The organism is Pedobacter polysacchareus (assembly GCF_019802255.1).
Classification (GTDB): Bacteria; Bacteroidota; Bacteroidia; order Sphingobacteriales; family Sphingobacteriaceae; genus Pedobacter; species Pedobacter polysacchareus.
Genome location: NZ_JAHYSS010000001.1, coordinates 921,631 through 939,279 on the forward strand (window position 1 = coordinate 921,631; position 17,649 = coordinate 939,279).

Consider the following 17,649-nt stretch of genomic DNA (forward strand, 5'->3'; position numbering starts at 1 on the left):
ATTAGAAATTACGAGCAATATAATCCAGGATCTGGCGGGTAGAACCGGTTTTATCCTGTACATATTTCTGAGCGATCTTTCCCGCAACTGCATTCTTTTGGAATTGTAGAAAAGCGGCAGAAAGATCGCTTTCTGTTTCAATACTAATGGCTGCTCCAATTTCAATCAAGTCTTTTGCCTCTTGAAATTTAGCATACTTAGGACCAAAAATCACGGGGATTCCATAAGCCGCAGCTTCCAGGGTATTGTGGATACCCGCCCCGAATCCTCCTCCGATATAGGCAATATTGCCGTATTGGTAAAGTGAGGAGAGCATGCCGATGTTGTCTATGATGAGGGTTTGAGCAGTTTTCTCCTTTCCTTTTAATAATCCGGAATGAGTAATTGCTGCGGGAATAAGTTTTTTTAGCGCTTCAATATGTGAATCATCCGTTTCATGCGGTGCAATGATGAATTTCCAGTCTTGATGCTGGTCAATAAGTCCGGCAATCAACTGTTCATCGGCTGGCCAGCTACTGCCCGCAATAAATACCGGATTTGACCCGCAGAAATCCGCGACTTCTTGAATGGTCTTTGGCGATTGTGCATTCTCGGCTACACGATCGAAACGCGTATCTCCACTTAGACTTACATTTTCCAAATGAATGGTTTTTAATAAGTCAACGCTCTCCTGGTTTTGAACAAAGAAATGGGTGACGAAACTTAGGATTTCGCGGTTAAAGGCACCGTACCATTTGAAAAATATCTGATCTGGCCGGAAAATCCCGGAAATTACATATAAAGGGATGTTTTGCTGATGTAAGACTTTGAAATAATGGTACCAATATTCATACTTGGTGAAGATGGCAATTTCGGGTTTGATCGCTGCAACAAACCTTTTGGCATTTTTAGCAGTATCTAAAGGCAGATAAAAAACACCAGCTGCCACAGCATAGTTTTTTCTGACCTCATATCCCGAAGGGGAGAAGAAGGTAACCACGATATTTTTATTGGGATGAAGTGTTTTTATTTTTTCCAAAACAGGTCTTCCCTGCTCGAATTCGCCCAGTGAGGCAAAATGAAACCATATATTGGCTTTCGAAGCATCCAATGTTTTTTCTATATGCTCAAAAAGTTGAGTTCTACCTTCGATAAACAGTTTGGCTTTTGTATTGAATAAGGAAAATACGCGCAGCACTAATCCATAAAAAGAGATTCCTATATTATAAAGCCAAAGCATTTTGTGTGTTTATTTATTATCTTAGCCGAAGATACTTCATTAAAATTAAAACGTAATTAATATATGAAAATAGCTGTTATTGGAACAGGATATGTGGGTTTGGTAACTGGTACCTGCTTAGCAGAAACAGGAAACAAAGTAATTTGTGTAGATATAGATGCTGCTAAAGTTAAGAAGATGCAGGATGGTCAGGTACCCATCTATGAACCAGGACTAGACGTGTTATTTCATAGAAATATTGCTCAGGGAAGGTTAACTTTTACAACTGATCTTGCACATGGTATTCAGGATGCACAGATCATATTTATGGCTTTACCAACTCCTCCAGGGGGTGATGGTGCTGCCGATCTTTCCTACATCCTTGGCGCAGCAAAAGATATTTCCAAATTGGTTACGGAATATAAAGTGATCGTCAACAAATCTACCGTGCCTGTAGGGACGGCAGATAAAGTTCAAGCCGTTTTTCAGGCAAATACGAACATAGAAATTGATGTGGTTTCTAACCCTGAGTTCCTTCGTGAGGGGGTAGCTGTAGAAGATTTCATGAAACCAGATCGCGTTGTGATCGGCACAAGAAGTGAAAGGGCACAGAAATTAATGGCTGAATTATACGGCCCTTATGTGAGACAAGGAAATCCAATCTTGTTTATGGATGAGCGTTCTTCTGAGCTGACAAAATATGCAGCCAATTCTTTCCTGGCTACGAAGATTACATTCATGAATGAAATCGCAAATCTTTGTGAGATTGTAGATGCAGATGTAGATGCGGTACGTAAAGGAATTGGTTCTGATGCCAGAATTGGCAAGCGTTTCCTTTTCCCAGGAATCGGTTACGGAGGAAGCTGCTTCCCTAAAGATGTTCAGGCTTTGGCTAAATCTGCTGATGAACATCAATATGATTTCCAGATCCTGAAAGCAGTGATGGAGGTAAATGAGAAACAAAAGACAGTTTTGGTAGATAAACTGTTGAAATATTATAAAGGTGATCTTAAAGGCAAGCATTTTGCTTTGTGGGGATTGGCTTTCAAACCAGAAACTGATGATATCCGCGAAGCTCCGGCATTGTATATTATCGATGAACTGCTGAAATATGGCGCTACTGTTGCTGCCTTTGATCCGGAAGGAATGGAGAATGTGAAACGTCTTTTAGGTGATAAAATCAGCTTCGTTGCCGATCAGTATGAAGCTTTGCAAAATGCAGATGCGCTATTGATCGCTACTGAATGGTCTGTTTTTAGAAATCCTGATTTTGAGAAAATGGAAGAAAACCTGGGTAATAAAGTGATTTTTGATGGACGTAATTTATATGACCTGGAAAAAATGATTGATTTGGGTTATTATTATAATAGTATTGGTCGTAAATTAATAGATTAATGGGACGTAAAAGAGTATTGATTACCGGAGCAGCAGGCTTCCTGGGTTCACATTTATGTGATCGTTTTATTAAAGAAGATTACCATGTGATCGCAATGGATAACCTAATCACCGGAGACCTTGCGAATATTGCACATTTGTTCAAACTGGAAAACTTCGAATTTGCACACCATGATGTATCCAAATTCGTTTATGTAGCAGGGGATTTGGATTATATCTTACACTTCGCCTCACCGGCAAGTCCGATTGACTATCTAAAAATACCAATTCAAACGTTAAAAGTAGGTTCATTAGGTACACATAATTTATTAGGTCTGGCAAAAAGTAAAAATGCCAGGATGCTAATTGCTTCCACTTCGGAAGTATATGGAGATCCCAATGTAAATCCACAGCCGGAAGAATATTGGGGTAATGTAAACCCAGTTGGTCCTAGAGGTGTTTACGATGAGGCGAAACGTTTTCAGGAAGCAATGACCATGGCTTACCATACTTTCCATGGTTTAGAAACCAGAATTGTAAGGATATTCAATACTTATGGTCCAAGAATGCGCCTAAATGATGGCCGTGTTTTACCTGCTTTCATCGGACAGGCATTACGTGGTGAAGACCTGACCGTATTTGGTGATGGTTCTCAAACCCGTTCTTTCTGTTATGTGGATGATTTAGTAGAAGGTATTTACAGGTTATTGCTAAGTGATTATGCAATGCCAGTGAACATCGGTAACCCTGATGAGATCACCATCAAGCAATTCGGTGAGGAAATTATCAAGCTAACCGGTACCACACAGAAATTGGTGCTGCGTGATTTACCCGTGGATGATCCTAAACAAAGGCGTCCGGATATTACCAAAGCCAGAGAACTTTTAGGTTGGGAGCCTAAAGTGAGCAGAGCAGAGGGTTTGAAGATTACTTATGAATATTTCAAATCTTTGCCAGCAGAAGCATTGGTGAATAAAGAACATAAAGATTTTGCAACTTATAACCGCTAATATATAATAATGTCGAAAATACTAGTAACTGGTGGTACCGGTTTTATTGGATCACATACTGTCGTTGAGCTTTACAATGCTGGATATGATGTAGTGATCGTTGATGATTTTTCTAACTCTAATCCGAAAATCCTTAAACAGATTGAAGCCATTACCGGAAGAGTACCTGAATTCGTTGAATTGGATTTATGTGATGAAGTAAAAGTAAAAGCATTCGCTGCAGCAAATACGGACATCTCAGGAGTAATTCATTTTGCTGCATTTAAAGCAGTAGGAGAATCTGTTCAACAGCCTTTAAAATATTATAGAAACAATTTTTATTCTTTGATTAATGTCATCAATGGCTTTAATAGTAAGGTAAATCTTGTGTTTTCTTCTTCTTGTACAGTTTATGGTCAGCCAGATGTGCTGCCAGTAACGGAAGCTGCACCAGTTAAAAAAGCAGAATCTCCTTATGGAAACACCAAGCAGATCGCAGAAGAGATTTTGCAGGAAAGCTGTGCTGTAACGCCTGAATTAAATGTGATTGCTTTGCGTTACTTTAATCCGGTAGGGGCACATGATTCTGCATTAATCGGCGAATTGCCAATCGGGGTTCCACAAAATCTGGTTCCTTTTATTACGCAGTCTGCTATTGGAAAACGTGGACCGATTACGGTTTATGGAAATGATTACGATACTCCAGATGGCAGCGCAATCAGGGATTATATCCACGTAGTAGATTTAGCTAAAGCGCATGTGGCTGCAATCCAAAGACTAGAAAACAATCAAGCGGAAACAAATTATGAAGTTTTCAATTTAGGAACAGGTACAGGTACTACTGTATTGCAGGTGATTGAGGCTTTTGAAAAAGCAACAGGTCAAAAGTTAAGCTATACCATTGGTGCAAGAAGAGAAGGTGATATTGAAAAAGTTTGGGGTGACGTGACTAAATCTGCCAAAGATTTAGGATGGACAGCTGAACGTGATATCAATGTGATGATGTCTTCTGCATGGAACTGGGAGAAATATTTAAAAGATAACCCATTTTAGATGTTATTGAGCGAGCATAAAGACCTCAAGCTGGAAATTAAATCTCTTCCTCAAAAGGAAAAGGATAAGCTGTTGCTCCGGTTGATCGCGAAAGATAAAATCCTTACGGAACACTTGCATTTTTTATTGATGGAAGGTGAGCAGGATTTGGTAGACAGGCAGGAGCAGCTTAGCGCCCGTATTGATGAGGAAATCGAAGAGCTGATGTCCAATAGAAGGAGGAATGCTAAAGAAGCTTTACTTAAAATGAGGAAGCTAAACGGGAGCATTACCCACCATTTTAAAGTGACGAAAGACTTAAATTCTGAAATTGAATTGCGAATTCATCTTTTCAAAGTGATTCCTATTGATTTTAATGAAGGGGTATTTTCTGCACTGCATAAGTTCAATGAAAAGTTAATGATTTATTTTGCTAAGTCTGTGTTTTCGGTCTATAATAAGTACCTGAAAATGCACGAGGAAACTCAATTTGACCTTAAACCAGGTTTTAATGAAGTTCTAGCAAAATTATATCAGCATAAAACAGCTCCTGTTGCTAAAGAATTGGGTTTGCCTAAAGAGATTTAAGGTACACCGAGTATTGAAAATGAAATACCTATTGAAATGAAAAAGAAAATATTAATCACGGGTGGCGCTGGATTTATTGGTTCACATGTAGTACGCCGATTTGTGAGCAACTATCCGGATTATGAAATCCTAAATCTTGACGTATTAACGTACGCAGGAAACCTGGCAAACTTAACAGATGTAGAAGATTTGCCAAATTATCGCTTTGTGAAAGCAGACATTACTGATGCTGTAGCCATGAACGATTTATTTGAACAGGAGAATTTTGATGCAGTCATCCATTTGGCCGCCGAATCTCATGTAGACAGGTCAATTGCTGATCCAACTGCATTTGTAATGACTAATGTAATTGGTACGGTTAACCTTTTGAATGCAGCCAGAGCACATTGGAAAGGTGATTATGATAAAAAACGTTTCTACCATGTGTCTACTGATGAAGTATATGGCGCATTGGGCGAAACCGGAATGTTTACAGAAACTACGGCTTACGATCCGCATAGCCCTTACTCTGCTTCAAAAGCGTCTTCTGACCATTTTGTGAGGGCTTACCATGATACTTATGGTTTGGATGTGGTCATTTCTAATTGCTCAAATAACTATGGTTCTCACCATTTTCCTGAGAAATTGATTCCTCTAGCGATCAATAACATCAAGAATAATTTGTCTGTTCCAGTTTATGGAAAAGGAGAGAACGTGAGAGACTGGCTTTGGGTAGAAGACCATGCACGTGCTATTGATGTGATTTTTCATGGTGCAAAAACCGGTGAAACATATAATATCGGTGGACATAACGAGTGGAAAAACATCGATCTGATCCATTTATTATGTGAAATCATGGACCGTAAACTGAATAGAACGCCTGGTGATTCTGCGAAGTTGATCACTTTTGTGACTGATAGAGCTGGACATGACCTGCGTTATGCGATCGATTCTACGAAATTGCAGCACAAATTAAACTGGGTACCTAGTCTTCAGTTTGAAGAGGGACTGGAGAAAACAGTTGAATGGTACCTGGAAAATGAAGAATGGCTTTCAAATGTGACCTCTGGAATCTATAAAGCTTATTACGAAACACAATACCAAGGCAGATAAAAACTGTCGGTTATCAACAAGAAAGGCCATCGCTAAAGATGGCCTTTCTTGTTTTATAGGTTTCCATTACTCATATCTTAAGGCTTCCACAGGATCTAATTTGGATGCTTTTTTAGCCGGGTAATAACCGGACATGATGCCAACGAGTACACAAAGCACGAATCCTCCAAAGATCCATAGCCATGGAATGATAAAGGCACCACCCATTGCCAAAGAGATTACGTTTCCTATGGTGATCCCGAGGAAGATTCCAAAAGCACCTCCCATCAGACATATAATCACTGCCTCAATTAAGAATTGTTTACGGATCACGGATGGATTTGCACCAATCGCTTTCCTAATGCCTATTTCTCTTGTTCGTTCCGTAACAGAGACCAGCATGATGTTCATTAAGCCGATAGAGGCACCAATCAGGGTAATCGCGCCAATCGCAATTCCGCCCCATACTACATATTTTAAGTTCTCAAATAAGGTTTGGGCAATGGCATCACTTTTTATGATCTCGAAGTTATTAGGTTCGGCAACTTTAACTTTTCTAATGTTTCGGAATTCAGCGGTAGCCTCTCCAATGATGTCTTCCTGCATTTCATTGCTGGGCACCATCACTACTATATTGTAAGAAGGATTGCCATTGGAATTGATTTTTTTGGCCTTTAATAAAGGGACATAAACAGCTCGGTCTCCGGAGAATCCCATACTAGATCCCTTTGAAGCCAGCAATCCGATTACCTTCAGCCGGGTACCGCCAACGTTAATGATTTTATCAATGGGAGATTCCTTCTTGAATAGTTTTTCACTGACCTCACTTCCTATGATACAAACGTTATTTCCGTTCTCCACTTCTGTGGTGGTAAAATTCCTGCCAGCGGTGAGTTCAAGTCCCATGGAATTCATACCATTCTCATCAATTCCCTGAATGTTAATGTTTGGATTCGTTTTTTCCGTTCCATATTTGATGGTAGCACCATAAGTTACCATGACATTGATGGCTACTGTTGCAGGGGTTTTTAGCTGGTTCTTAAAGGCAATGGCATCTTCGTAACGAATGGTCTTGAAGGGCTTGGGTCTTTTCCCACCTCCTCCAATCCGGATGCCTACCCCACGATTTCTGATGGTAAAAGAATTGGCGCCCATGCTGGAAAAAGCTTCTGTCATGCTGGTTTTAACCGCATCCAAGGTGGTTAGAATTCCTACTAAAGCAGATAAACCTATCGCAATGATCAACGCGGTCAGCATGGTACGCAACCGGTTACTTTTTATAGATTGTAGGGCAATTCTTACGTTTTCTGTATAGGTCATTCTTTAGAAATAAGATTCTTGAAGGGATAAAAATAAAAAGTCCCGTTGTTAAGACAACGAGACCTGTTATAATGTTACAAAGGAAACCTAATTCCCTATATAAAAATCTATTTATGCAGAGAAGCTGGTACCACAGCCACATGTGCTAGCTGCATTAGGGTTGTTGAACGTAAATCCTCTTGAATTTAGTCCATCCTGCCAATCTACCTGCATGCCCATTAGATACATCTGGTGTGCTTTATGCATGAAAACCTTGATGCCATCAATGATATATTCCTGATCTCCTTCTTTCTTTTGATCGAAACCTAAAACATAACTCATTCCTGAGCAGCCACCACCTTCTACTCCTACACGTAAGCCGAAGTCGTCAGCGATTTCTTGTTGGTCTTTTAACTTAAAAAGTTCTTTTACAGCAGTTTCTGTAAAGGTAACCGGTGCAAATGCGGTATCAACTGTATTACTCATGTTATTTAAAATTAGGAATAACAAATATAAATAAAATGTACATTTTTGTCAGGGTTATCGCTAATTATTACGGTATTTAAACAAAGGAATGAGTATAGAATCTATATTAACAGCAGTAGCGCCCATAACAGTTGCCGGTGTAGTAACCGTTTCTGTAGGTTACTATCTGATCAAGAACGACATTGATAAATATTTTAGATGGAGATTTGCCGGTAAGAAAGACGAAAGAACACAGCTATTTGCCTTACGCCTTCAAGCTCATGAACGCTTAATTGTATTCGTAGAAAGAATTAACCCAAGTAATTTATTGCTTCGGGTATATATGCCTGGGATTTCTGTGCCAGAACTTCAAGCAGCGATTTTAAATGAAATCAGGTCTGAATATCAGCACAACGTGACGCAGCAGCTGTATGTTTCTGAGAGAATATGGAATGTAGTTCGTAAATTAAAGGATGATACTTTAGCAATGGTGAATAATGGGGTTCAAGGCTTACCTGAGCAAGCTACAGGAATGGATTTAAGTAAAAAAGTGCTGCAGCAGATGGCAGAAATTGCAGATAATCCTTATGATTTGACGCTGGATCTGATTAAAAAGGATATTCATCAATTGTTTTAATTATGGAAGAGAAGAAGATTACGACCACTTCAGGGATAGAAATCAAAGAATTATATACCAGCGCAAAACCTATGACGGAATTGCCTGGAGAGTTTCCTTATACCAGAGGGATTCAAAAGGATATGTATCGGGGGCGTCTTTGGACGATGCGTCAGTACGCCGGGTTTTCTACTGCTGAAGAATCGAATAAACGCTACCATTACCTGTTGAAACAAGGAACAATGGGCTTGTCTGTTGCATTTGACCTGCCCACGCAGATTGGATATGATTCTGATCATGAAATGTCTGAAGGTGAAGTAGGAAAAGTAGGGGTAGCCATAGACTCTTTGAAAGATATGGAAATTCTATTTGATGGAATCGAACTTCAAAAGATTACCACTTCAATGACGATCAATGCCACAGCCTCTATTTTGCTGGCTATGTATATCGCACTGGCAAAAAAGCAGGGAGCCGATATCAGGCAGATTTCTGGAACGATACAGAATGATATATTAAAAGAATATGCGGCAAGAGGAACTTATATCTATCCTCCTAAATCTTCTATGAGGATCATTACCGATATTTTTGAATACTGCAGCAGAGAAGTGCCCAAATGGAATACGATCTCTATTTCAGGATATCATATCCGGGAAGCAGGTTCTACAGCAGTGCAGGAGCTGGCTTTTACCCTGGCAAATGGTAAGGCTTATTTAAATGCTGCTTTAGAAAAAGGGCTGGATATTAATGTCTTTGCAAAACGCCTTTCTTTTTTCTTTAATTGTCACAATAATTTCTTTGAAGAGATTGCGAAGTTCCGTGCAGCCAGAAGGATGTGGGCCAAAATCACTAAAGATTTAGGAGCTACAGATGAGAAAGCACAGATGCTGCGTTTTCATACGCAAACAGGCGGCTCTACGCTAACCGCCCAGCAGCCGTTAAACAATGTGATCAGGGTAACTAGCCAGGCCATGGCAGCAGTGCTGGGTGGTACACAGTCTTTACATACAAATGGTTACGATGAGGCGCTATCACTGCCTACGGAAGCCGCCGCTAAAATCGCCCTGCGTACACAGCAGGTCATTGCCTTTGAAAGTGGTATTACAGATACAGTAGACCCATTGGCCGGTTCCTTCTTTGTGGAAAACCTAACAGATGAAATTGAGACTGCCGCACAGCTTTATATTGATAAAATTGATGCCATGGGCGGATCAGTGAATGCCATAGAAAATGGATATATCCAGAATGAAATCGGTAATGCCGCTTACCAATATCAATTAGAGATTGAAGATGGCAGCAGGGTCATCGTTGGCGTCAATAAATTCACTCAGGAAAAAGAAGGAATTAATGATGTGTTTACCATCGATGAATCGATAAGAACCATTCAAACAGACAAGTTAAATAAGTTGAAATCTGAGCGGGATTCGGCAGCTGTAGAAAAAGCTTTGAAAGATTTATTACGCGCTGCAAAAGGAACAGAAAACTTAATGCCTTTTATTCTGGTGGCTGTAGAGGCATATGCAACGCTAGGCGAGGTTTCAGATGTGATGCGTAGTGTTTTTGGTGAATATTAAAGGGGATGTTAAAAAATAGTTATCCACATAATAAATTCAGGTTAACTGCGCTAATCCTCTGCTATTTAAGTGCTTACTGAATATATTAAAATTTAGTTTTTTTTGTTGATAATTTTTTGAATATTCGATATCTCGAAAGGGCATTGTCAATGTGCCCATATCGTCCCTGTTAACCAACTAATTGTATCATAAAAATGGAAAAAACTTGTACCGAAGTATGGAAAAGCTGTCTCCAAATTATAAAGGATAACATACCGGGCCAGAGTTTCAAAACCTGGTTCGAGCCAATATCCGCTCTCAAGTTGGATGGCAATGTTTTAACAATACAAGTACCGAGTTTATTCTTCTATGAATGGCTGGAAGAACACTATGTTGGATTGCTGCGAAAGACCGTTAAGAAACAGCTTGGTGATGATGGCAGGCTGGAATATAATATTGTGGTCGACAAGTCTTCGAAAAGTGGATCACCTTATACCACCAATATGCCAAGTAATGGCAATGGGGCGGAGGCTAAGTTTCAAACCATGCCGATTCCGGTTTCTATTAATAAGGATATCAGAAATCCATTTATCATACCAGGATTAAAGAAACTGACGGTAGATCCTCAACTGAACTCGAATTATACTTTCGACAATTACATAGAGGGCGATTGTAATCGTTTAGCACGTTCGGCGGGTTATGCCGTTGCTGCTAAGCCAGGTGGGACTTCCTTTAATCCTTTAATGATTTATGGTGGAGTAGGGTTGGGTAAAACCCATCTAGCTCAAGCGATTGGCAATGAGATCAAACGAAACATGCCGGATAAATTGGTGATTTATGTTTCTTGTGAAAAATTTTGCCAGCAGTTTGTTGATTCGTTAAAAAATAACACCATTAATGATTTTGTGAATTTTTATCAGGCAATGGATGTGATAATCATGGATGATGTGCATAATTTTGCAGGTAAAGAAAAAACTCAGGATATATTTTTTCATATTTTTAATCATTTACACCAGTCAGGAAAGCAAGTGATCCTTTCTTCTGATAAAGCGCCTAAAGACTTGGCAGGATTAGAAGAGCGGTTGCTGAGTCGTTTTAAATGGGGATTATCAGCAGATCTTCAGATACCGGATCTGGAAACCAGAATTGCAATTCTTAGAAAGAAGATGTATGCCGATGGTATTGAACTTCCTAATGAAGTTGTAGAATACGTTGCGCATAATATTGATAATAATGTAAGGGAGCTGGAAGGTGCAATGGTTTCCCTTTTAGCGCAGTCTACTTTAAACAAAAAAGATATTGACTTGAATCTTGCGAAGCAGATGTTGAAGAACTTCATCAAAAACACTTCAAAAGAGATCTCCATGGAATATATTCAGAAATTAGTTTGTGAATATTTTGAAGTTCCGGTAGATATGGTGAAATCTCCAACAAGAAAACGTGAAATCGTACAGGCTCGACAGATTTCTATGTATTTATCTAAAAGCCATACCAAGTCTTCTTTAAAAACTATAGGCGCATTTTTTGGTGGTAGAGACCACTCGACAGTGATTTATGCCTGTCAGACGGTAGAAGACCTAATTGATACAGATAAGAAATTTAAGGGCTATGTGCACGATATTCAGAAGAAATTAAAAATGGCTTAGCCTTTATTTGGTGGTTTACAAAAAAGCGCTGCTAAAGTTTGAACACTTTAGCAGCGCTTTTTTATTAAAGGATAAATTTTAAAACTTATTTTATTGTATCCAGCTTCATTAAGCCGTAAAATAGAGCTGAAGCATGTAAAGATTGAGCAATTTGATTGTCCATTAGCAGTTGTTTAACTGCTGGGATACTGTATTTCTCCACGTTCAGGATTTCATGTTCATCCAAGTGCTGTTCCTGAGTTTTAACACCTCCGGTAAGGAGATAGGTAAAAGTGACATTATCTGAGGTTGCAGGATTCGGATAAAGCGTGGCCAGGTGACTGATCGTTTTAAAAGTATAACCGGTTTCTTCCAGCAATTCTCTTTTTACTGCATCTTCTGGCTTTTCATCTCCATCAATTACTCCACCAGGTATTTCCAGTGAAATGATATCTGCACCATGACGATATTGACGTACCATGATGATCTCATTGTCTTCCGTTAGTGCTACTGCATTCACCCAGTTTGGGTATTCCAGTACGTAATAATCATCTTTTGTAGTTCCGTTTTGAAGCTTACAAGTATCCACACGTAAAGTTGCCCATCGTTCTTTCACCAGGTATCTGGATGAAATTTTTTGCCATTTTAGTATTTCCATGTTAGGGATTAAAGGTATTGCTGGATCTTTTTTTGTCGATCCATATTGGTCATGCTGATGATATGGTGTTGCTCCTCCAGCATTTTATAAATGAGTTTTAGTTTTTCTGCAACTAGCTGATTTCTTTCCGCTTGTTGGGAAGGAGCTAGGTCTGCATACAGGAATTGGCTGAACATATCCAGTTTTTCTGCTGGAAATTCTTTAGAAAGAAGGAAAGTGTGGAATTCCTCATGAGTATAAGCCAGCAGCTTTTCTTCAGTGATTTCAAATTCCTTAAGCAAGGATTCTTTGAAAAGATCCTCAGCTTCTTCTAATTTCCCTTCTAATTTTAGTCCCATAATTCGGGCGAGTACCTGAGCCATTTTTTGGATCTCAGCTGTCATTAAGTCTCTTCTAAGCATAATTTTTACCAGCTACCGCTACTGCCTCCACCACCAAAACTACCTCCGCCGAAGCCGCCAAAGCCGCCTCCGCCACCACTACTGCTGCCACCGCCGAAACCACTTCCGCCAGAACCTCTTCCTCCGCCTAATAACATGCTCCAAAAAAGTGCATCTGCAACACCGCGACTGCCGATCACCTGTCCGTCACCACCACTGCCGCCACCTTTTTTAAGGACTATAATTACAACGATCACAATGATAATAATTACAATGATACCACCAGCTCCTCCTTCACTTTTCCCGGCTTTAGGCTTGTCGTTTTTATATTCACCTTTGGTATAACTGATAATGGCATCGGTACCAGACTGCAGGCCTCCAAAATAGTCACCTGTTTTAAAATAAGGCTTGATGTCATTGTCTATAATTCTACGGACATATAAATCAGGAAGCACTCCCTCTACACCATAACCAGTTTGGATGGATATTTTCCGGTCTCCCAGTGCTGCAACGATCATGATGCCGTTGTCTTTGCCTTTTCCACCCACGCCCCATTTTCTACCTAGTTCCAGTGCATATTCACCAATATCATAATCACCTACAGATTTCACGATCGCGATAGCAATTTGTGTAGAAGTGGAGTCGTCAAAGGCTACGAGTTTTTGTTCGAGCTGCTGGAGCTGAGCAGGAGTTAATGTTCCTGTATAATCATTCACCAGTTTGTTTGGTTTAGCCGGAAAGTCCTGTGCAAAACCTACAGTTGAAACGAGGATAAATAAGAAAGCTATGATTATTTTTTTCATGGCTTTACGGATTTATACTGGTCCATAAAGATAACTTCATTAGGTAATTCATTGATGTCTCCTCCTTCATAAGGAAAAAAGGTAGCTAGTTTTTCACCTGCTAACATGATTCCGGCAATAATTCCCTGAACTAGATTTCCACCGGAAAAATGCGCAGTCATGGCCACTTTGGTAGTTTCCCAAAAGTCTTCAGGGACCACTTTATTGATGCCACTATCGCCAATAATGGCAAATTTATGGTCAATGTAAGCCAAGTAGATGAGTACGCCATTGTGCCTTGATGTTTTTTCCATGCCTAATTTGGCAAAGTAGGAAGTTGCTTTCTCAATCGGATCGCCTTCGCAATGTTTATCTACTGCTATTCTGATTTCGCCTGAAGTCGCTTTTTCAGCTTCTGAAATCGCATTGGCTATTAATTCTTGTTCTTGTTCTGTGAAAATTCCCATAATAGGATAACTGTATAAAGATAAGGGTAATCTGTTTTTTTAACTAAAACACAGATTACCCTTAAATGTTGTGACGGTATTTTAGAATTCTACTTTTGGCGCTTTTTCTGAACCAGCATCCGCTTTAAAGCCTGCTTTTTGGCTAAAACCAAATATGCCAGCAGTAATGTTATTTGGGAATGACCTTACTTTGGTATTATAAATCTGTACTGCTTCATTGAAATCTTTACGCGCTACAGCAATTCTGTTTTCTGTTCCTGCAAGTTCAGCAGAAACATCTCTGAACTGTTCTGTAGCTTTTAGTTCAGGGTAATTTTCAGTAACCATTAACAAGCGTCCAAGGGCCTGACTTACCTGTCCTTGTGCTGCCTGGTATTTTTCAATATTTTCTGGAGTTAATTTGTCTGGGTCAATCGTTACCTGAGTAGCTTTAGCACGTGCTTCTGTAACTTGAGTTAAAGTAGATTGCTCGAATTTCGCAGCACCTTTAACGGTATTCACAAGGTTAGGAATTAAATCTGAACGTCTTTGGTATTGGGTTTCTACCTGGTTCCATTTGGCCTTCACATCTTCATCTAATTTAACCAGGCCATTGTAGCCACAACCGCTTACGACTACCAATAAAACTAAAATACCGACTATTGCTAATACTGTTTTTTTCATAATTTCTGTTTTTAATTGCCCTGATCACTAACTGTAGTTATGTTCAGGTTTTGCGTTTTTGTTTTTCTAGTGTTAATTTACACATTAGAACTCAATTTCCGTACCTTTGTTACGAATCCGTATAAAAACATGACAGGTTTTTGCAAAAATGACGAATCAGCCTGTAATTCTCAATTAAACGGCATTTCTGTCAGTCATTAGCTCATGTATTAAGACCTTTTTGCATTATTTCACTAGATGAAGATTTCTATCATCAACTCAGGATTTCCTATATTTGCTGCGGTTCAGGATAAAAACCTGACATATTTATGCAAAAAGAAATAGAAATTACCCTGGCTCCTGAAGTTGTTGAACAGGAAGCCATCTTAAAAAGTGCCTTATCTGAAGTCTTAGAAATAAAACAAACACGAATTAAAGGATATAAGATTTTAAAACGATCTATTGATGCACGCTCAAGAAGAGTGATTTATCGCCTGCAAGTAAAGGTATTTATCGATGAGGAGCCTGTGATAGAAGTTTTTGAGGTAAATTATCCAAATGTGAGCGATAAAAAGCCTGTAATTATTGTTGGAGCCGGTCCTGCTGGTTTGTTTGCTGCTTTACAATGTATCGAAAATGGGTTTAAACCTGTTGTTTTAGAACGTGGTAAAGATGTAAAACAACGTAGAAGGGATTTGGCGGCGATCAATAAGGACGGTATCGTAAATACAGAATCCAATTATTGCTATGGGGAAGGTGGTGCAGGAACTTATTCTGATGGTAAACTCTATACCCGATCCAATAAACGTGGTGACATCAATAAGGTCTTGCAGATATTTGTGGAGCATGGTGCAACTGAGGATATTTTAGTAGACGCGCGTCCACACATTGGTACAAATAAACTGCCTCAAATTATAACTGCTATCAGAGAACGTATCCTCAGTGCCGGTGGCGAAGTACGCTTTGATCAGAAAGTGACTGATTTACTGATTGATTTTGGGAAAATTAAAGGTGTGGTGATCAATGGGGAGGGGAAATTGATGGCTGATGCGGTTATTTTGGCCACTGGGCACTCAGCAAGAGATATTTATGAGTTATTAAACAGTAAAAATATTTTAGTAGAGGCTAAGCCATTTGCGCTTGGTGTGAGGATCGAACATCCTCAGGCCATCATCGATGCTGCTCAATACCATTGCGATATTCGCAGTGAGTTTCTGCCTCCAGCATACTATAGTTTAGTGGAACAGGTGGGAAGCAGGGGTGTTTTCTCATTTTGTATGTGTCCAGGTGGAATTATTGCCCCTTGTGCTACCCACGACAATGAGATTGTGGTAAATGGATGGTCTCCGTCTAAAAGAAATAACCCATTCGCCAATTCAGGAACTGTGGTGCAGATCACGCTTGATGATGTAAAAGGAACAGATCCTTTAAGGATGATGAACTTTCAGGCAGAAATTGAGCGTACAGCTTTTCAGTTAGGAGGGGGGAACCTTGTTGCGCCCGGACAAAGAATGGTGGATTTTGTAGAGAATAGGGTGTCTATTGATTTGCCTAAAAACTCGTATCTGCCAGGAACAAAAAGTGTGATGCTAAAAGACACCCTACCTGATTTTGTAGCTTCGAGTTTAAGAAATGCGCTGCCGCTTTTTGGAAAGAAAATGAAAGGTTATTATACAAATGAAGCTATTCTTGTAGGAGTGGAAAGCAGAAGTTCTTCTCCAGTTCGTATTCCAAGAGATAAGGAGACTTTTCAACACCCGCAAGTTGCAGGTCTGTTTCCTTGTGCAGAAGGTGCTGGTTATGCAGGAGGGATTGTTTCTGCCGCAATTGATGGGGTAAACTGTGCAAATGCGATTCTTAAATTAGCTTAATAGAAACAGATTTGTGTTTTTGTTGTTTATTTCGTCGGGAGGATGACTTGTGAATAGGCTTGTTTATTAATTTATTGCGTTTTGACGTGGATAGCCGATTATGACTCTTGGCTTGGCCCATTCGCTTGTTCGTTTGATTACTTGTGGATCAGTTTGATTTACTGCTGAAGATTGAATCGCTTTGTAATTTTTGCTGGCACCACGTTTGATTTTCTGCAGGAAAAACCCTTCTAAAAATATTTGAATATTCATCACAGTTTTTAAGTTGCGATGGGTTAAGTAAACCTAAATATTTACAAAATGAAAAATACATTAATTATTGGGGCTTCCCCAAATCCTATGCGTTATGCTTTTAAAGCTGCTCATATGTTGAAAGCAAAAGGGCATCCATTTGTTAATGTTGGTGTGAAAAAAGGAGAGGTTGCGGGAGTAACTATCGAACAGCCCGGAACTGTACATGAAGATATTGATACGATTACTTTATATATAGGAGAAGATATACAGCATAGCTATTATGATTATATCCTGCAGACTAAACCTAAAAGGGTGATTTTTAATCCAGGTACAGAGAACGAAGAACTTGAATCTCTTTTAAAAGAGAATAATATTGAGCCAGTAGAGGCTTGTACTTTAGTTTTGCTATCAACAGGGCAGTATTAAGATAGAGGCTATTGGTTTTGTAAAGGCTGAATATTGCTGATGAATTTGAGGCTATGTATATGTACTATGTCATTTAGAACAATAGATGTACGACATGTTTTCTAACTCTGGTGTTCTATGTTAAATCTATGTTATTCTTTTGCGCTGTAATTCATGTAGTTAGAGATTCGATACAACTATAAGGGCGATATTGTTTGCAGAGCCGTTAAATTTTCCTACTTTTGCATCCCGCTTCGGAGGAAGGGTTTGTGCGAAAGATATAGAGAGAAGGATTTGAAAGATTGCAGTAGGAGTTGGTTAAAGTTGGTTTTACCGGTTTAACTACCAGAAAAACAAAAAGATTTATTTTCAAATAAAGCTTGACAATAACAAAAAGATTTCT

General features: G+C 39.3%; 19 protein-coding genes. 10 read left to right on the forward strand and 9 right to left on the reverse strand.

Features of this window, described 5'->3' with window-relative positions; all coding sequences use genetic code 11:
* Window position 1 precedes the first annotated feature (1 nt).
* The gene (locus tag K7X70_RS03835) at window positions 2-1,219 is read right to left on the reverse strand and encodes a 3-deoxy-D-manno-octulosonic acid transferase (protein ID WP_222535804.1); all 1,218 of its coding nucleotides are present in this window, start codon (window positions 1,217-1,219) and stop codon (window positions 2-4) included.
* Window positions 1,220-1,282: 63 nt separating this feature from the next.
* On the opposite strand from K7X70_RS03835, the gene K7X70_RS03840 reads away from it, so the two are divergent.
* Genes K7X70_RS03840 through rfbB form a run of 5 tightly spaced genes read left to right on the forward strand, consistent with a single transcriptional unit; the run spans window position 1,283 to window position 6,273 of the window.
* The gene (locus tag K7X70_RS03840) at window positions 1,283-2,593 is read left to right on the forward strand and encodes a UDP-glucose dehydrogenase family protein (protein ID WP_222535805.1); all 1,311 of its coding nucleotides are present in this window, start codon (window positions 1,283-1,285) and stop codon (window positions 2,591-2,593) included.
* Window positions 2,593-3,582, forward strand: a complete 990-nt coding sequence (locus K7X70_RS03845; protein WP_222535806.1) for a UDP-glucuronic acid decarboxylase family protein — start codon at window positions 2,593-2,595, stop codon at window positions 3,580-3,582. The genes K7X70_RS03840 and K7X70_RS03845 overlap by 1 nt, the downstream gene beginning before the upstream one ends.
* Window positions 3,583-3,591: 9 nt before the next feature.
* Entirely contained in the window at window positions 3,592-4,614 is a 1,023-nt protein-coding gene (gene galE / locus K7X70_RS03850; RefSeq protein ID WP_222535807.1) for a UDP-glucose 4-epimerase GalE, read from the forward strand.
* Window positions 4,615-5,181 carry a hypothetical protein gene (locus K7X70_RS03855; RefSeq protein WP_222535808.1) on the forward strand — a complete coding sequence of 189 codons (567 nt, stop codon included), beginning with the start codon at window positions 4,615-4,617 and terminating at the stop codon, window positions 5,179-5,181.
* 36 nt (window positions 5,182-5,217) lie between these two features.
* Window positions 5,218-6,273, forward strand: a complete 1,056-nt coding sequence (gene rfbB, locus K7X70_RS03860) for a dTDP-glucose 4,6-dehydratase (RefSeq protein ID WP_222535809.1) — start codon at window positions 5,218-5,220, stop codon at window positions 6,271-6,273.
* A gap of 66 nt (window positions 6,274-6,339) precedes the next feature.
* Here rfbB and K7X70_RS03865 read toward each other — a convergent pair whose 3' ends face one another.
* Both K7X70_RS03865 and K7X70_RS03870 read right to left on the reverse strand, forming a co-directional pair.
* Window positions 6,340-7,572, reverse strand: coding sequence for an ABC transporter permease (locus K7X70_RS03865; RefSeq protein ID WP_222535810.1), 1,233 nt, complete (start codon window positions 7,570-7,572; stop codon window positions 6,340-6,342).
* Window positions 7,573-7,683: 111 nt separating this feature from the next.
* The gene (locus K7X70_RS03870) at window positions 7,684-8,037 is read right to left on the reverse strand and encodes a HesB/IscA family protein (protein ID WP_062546909.1); all 354 of its coding nucleotides are present in this window, start codon (window positions 8,035-8,037) and stop codon (window positions 7,684-7,686) included.
* Between the two features lie 88 nt (window positions 8,038-8,125).
* On the opposite strand from K7X70_RS03870, the gene K7X70_RS03875 reads away from it, so the two are divergent.
* From K7X70_RS03875 to dnaA, 3 genes are all read left to right on the forward strand, one after another.
* Entirely contained in the window at window positions 8,126-8,653 is a 528-nt protein-coding gene (locus tag K7X70_RS03875) for a DUF7935 family protein (protein WP_222535811.1), read from the forward strand.
* Between the two features lie 2 nt (window positions 8,654-8,655).
* Complete coding sequence (locus K7X70_RS03880; protein WP_222535812.1) at window positions 8,656-10,203, forward strand: acyl-CoA mutase large subunit family protein; 1,548 nt, start codon at window positions 8,656-8,658, stop codon at window positions 10,201-10,203.
* Between the two features lie 194 nt (window positions 10,204-10,397).
* Window positions 10,398-11,828, forward strand: coding sequence for a chromosomal replication initiator protein DnaA (gene dnaA / locus K7X70_RS03885; protein ID WP_222535813.1), 1,431 nt, complete (start codon window positions 10,398-10,400; stop codon window positions 11,826-11,828).
* 85 nt (window positions 11,829-11,913) lie between these two features.
* On the opposite strand, the gene K7X70_RS03890 is transcribed toward dnaA, so the two are convergent.
* The 5 genes from K7X70_RS03890 to K7X70_RS03910 form a co-directional block, all read right to left on the reverse strand.
* Window positions 11,914-12,465, reverse strand: coding sequence for an NUDIX hydrolase (locus tag K7X70_RS03890; protein ID WP_222535814.1), 552 nt, complete (start codon window positions 12,463-12,465; stop codon window positions 11,914-11,916).
* 8 nt (window positions 12,466-12,473) lie between these two features.
* Window positions 12,474-12,866: a hypothetical protein gene (locus K7X70_RS03895; RefSeq protein ID WP_222535815.1), complete on the reverse strand. Its 393-nt coding sequence runs from the start codon at window positions 12,864-12,866 to the stop codon at window positions 12,474-12,476.
* 5 nt (window positions 12,867-12,871) lie between these two features.
* On the reverse strand, window positions 12,872-13,648 hold the full coding sequence (locus K7X70_RS03900; protein ID WP_222535816.1) for a TPM domain-containing protein: 777 nt from the start codon (window positions 13,646-13,648) through the stop codon (window positions 12,872-12,874).
* The gene (locus K7X70_RS03905; RefSeq protein WP_222535817.1) at window positions 13,645-14,094 is read right to left on the reverse strand and encodes a TPM domain-containing protein; all 450 of its coding nucleotides are present in this window, start codon (window positions 14,092-14,094) and stop codon (window positions 13,645-13,647) included. Before K7X70_RS03905 ends, K7X70_RS03900 begins: the two co-directional genes overlap by 4 nt.
* A gap of 81 nt (window positions 14,095-14,175) precedes the next feature.
* Entirely contained in the window at window positions 14,176-14,757 is a 582-nt protein-coding gene (locus K7X70_RS03910) for a LemA family protein (RefSeq protein WP_222535818.1), read from the reverse strand.
* A gap of 308 nt (window positions 14,758-15,065) precedes the next feature.
* Here K7X70_RS03910 and K7X70_RS03915 point away from each other — a divergent pair, with 308 nt between their 5' ends.
* Window positions 15,066-16,607: an NAD(P)/FAD-dependent oxidoreductase gene (locus K7X70_RS03915; protein WP_222535819.1), complete on the forward strand. Its 1,542-nt coding sequence runs from the start codon at window positions 15,066-15,068 to the stop codon at window positions 16,605-16,607.
* Window positions 16,608-16,673: 66 nt separating this feature from the next.
* Here the strand turns inward: K7X70_RS03915 and K7X70_RS03920 are convergent, their stop codons facing one another.
* Entirely contained in the window at window positions 16,674-16,859 is a 186-nt protein-coding gene (locus K7X70_RS03920; protein WP_222535820.1) for a hypothetical protein, read from the reverse strand.
* Between the two features lie 48 nt (window positions 16,860-16,907).
* On the opposite strand from K7X70_RS03920, the gene K7X70_RS03925 reads away from it, so the two are divergent.
* A complete protein-coding gene (locus tag K7X70_RS03925) occupies window positions 16,908-17,267 on the forward strand; it encodes a CoA-binding protein (RefSeq protein ID WP_222535821.1) in 360 nt (119 codons plus the stop codon).
* Window positions 17,268-17,649: the final 382 nt, after the last annotated feature.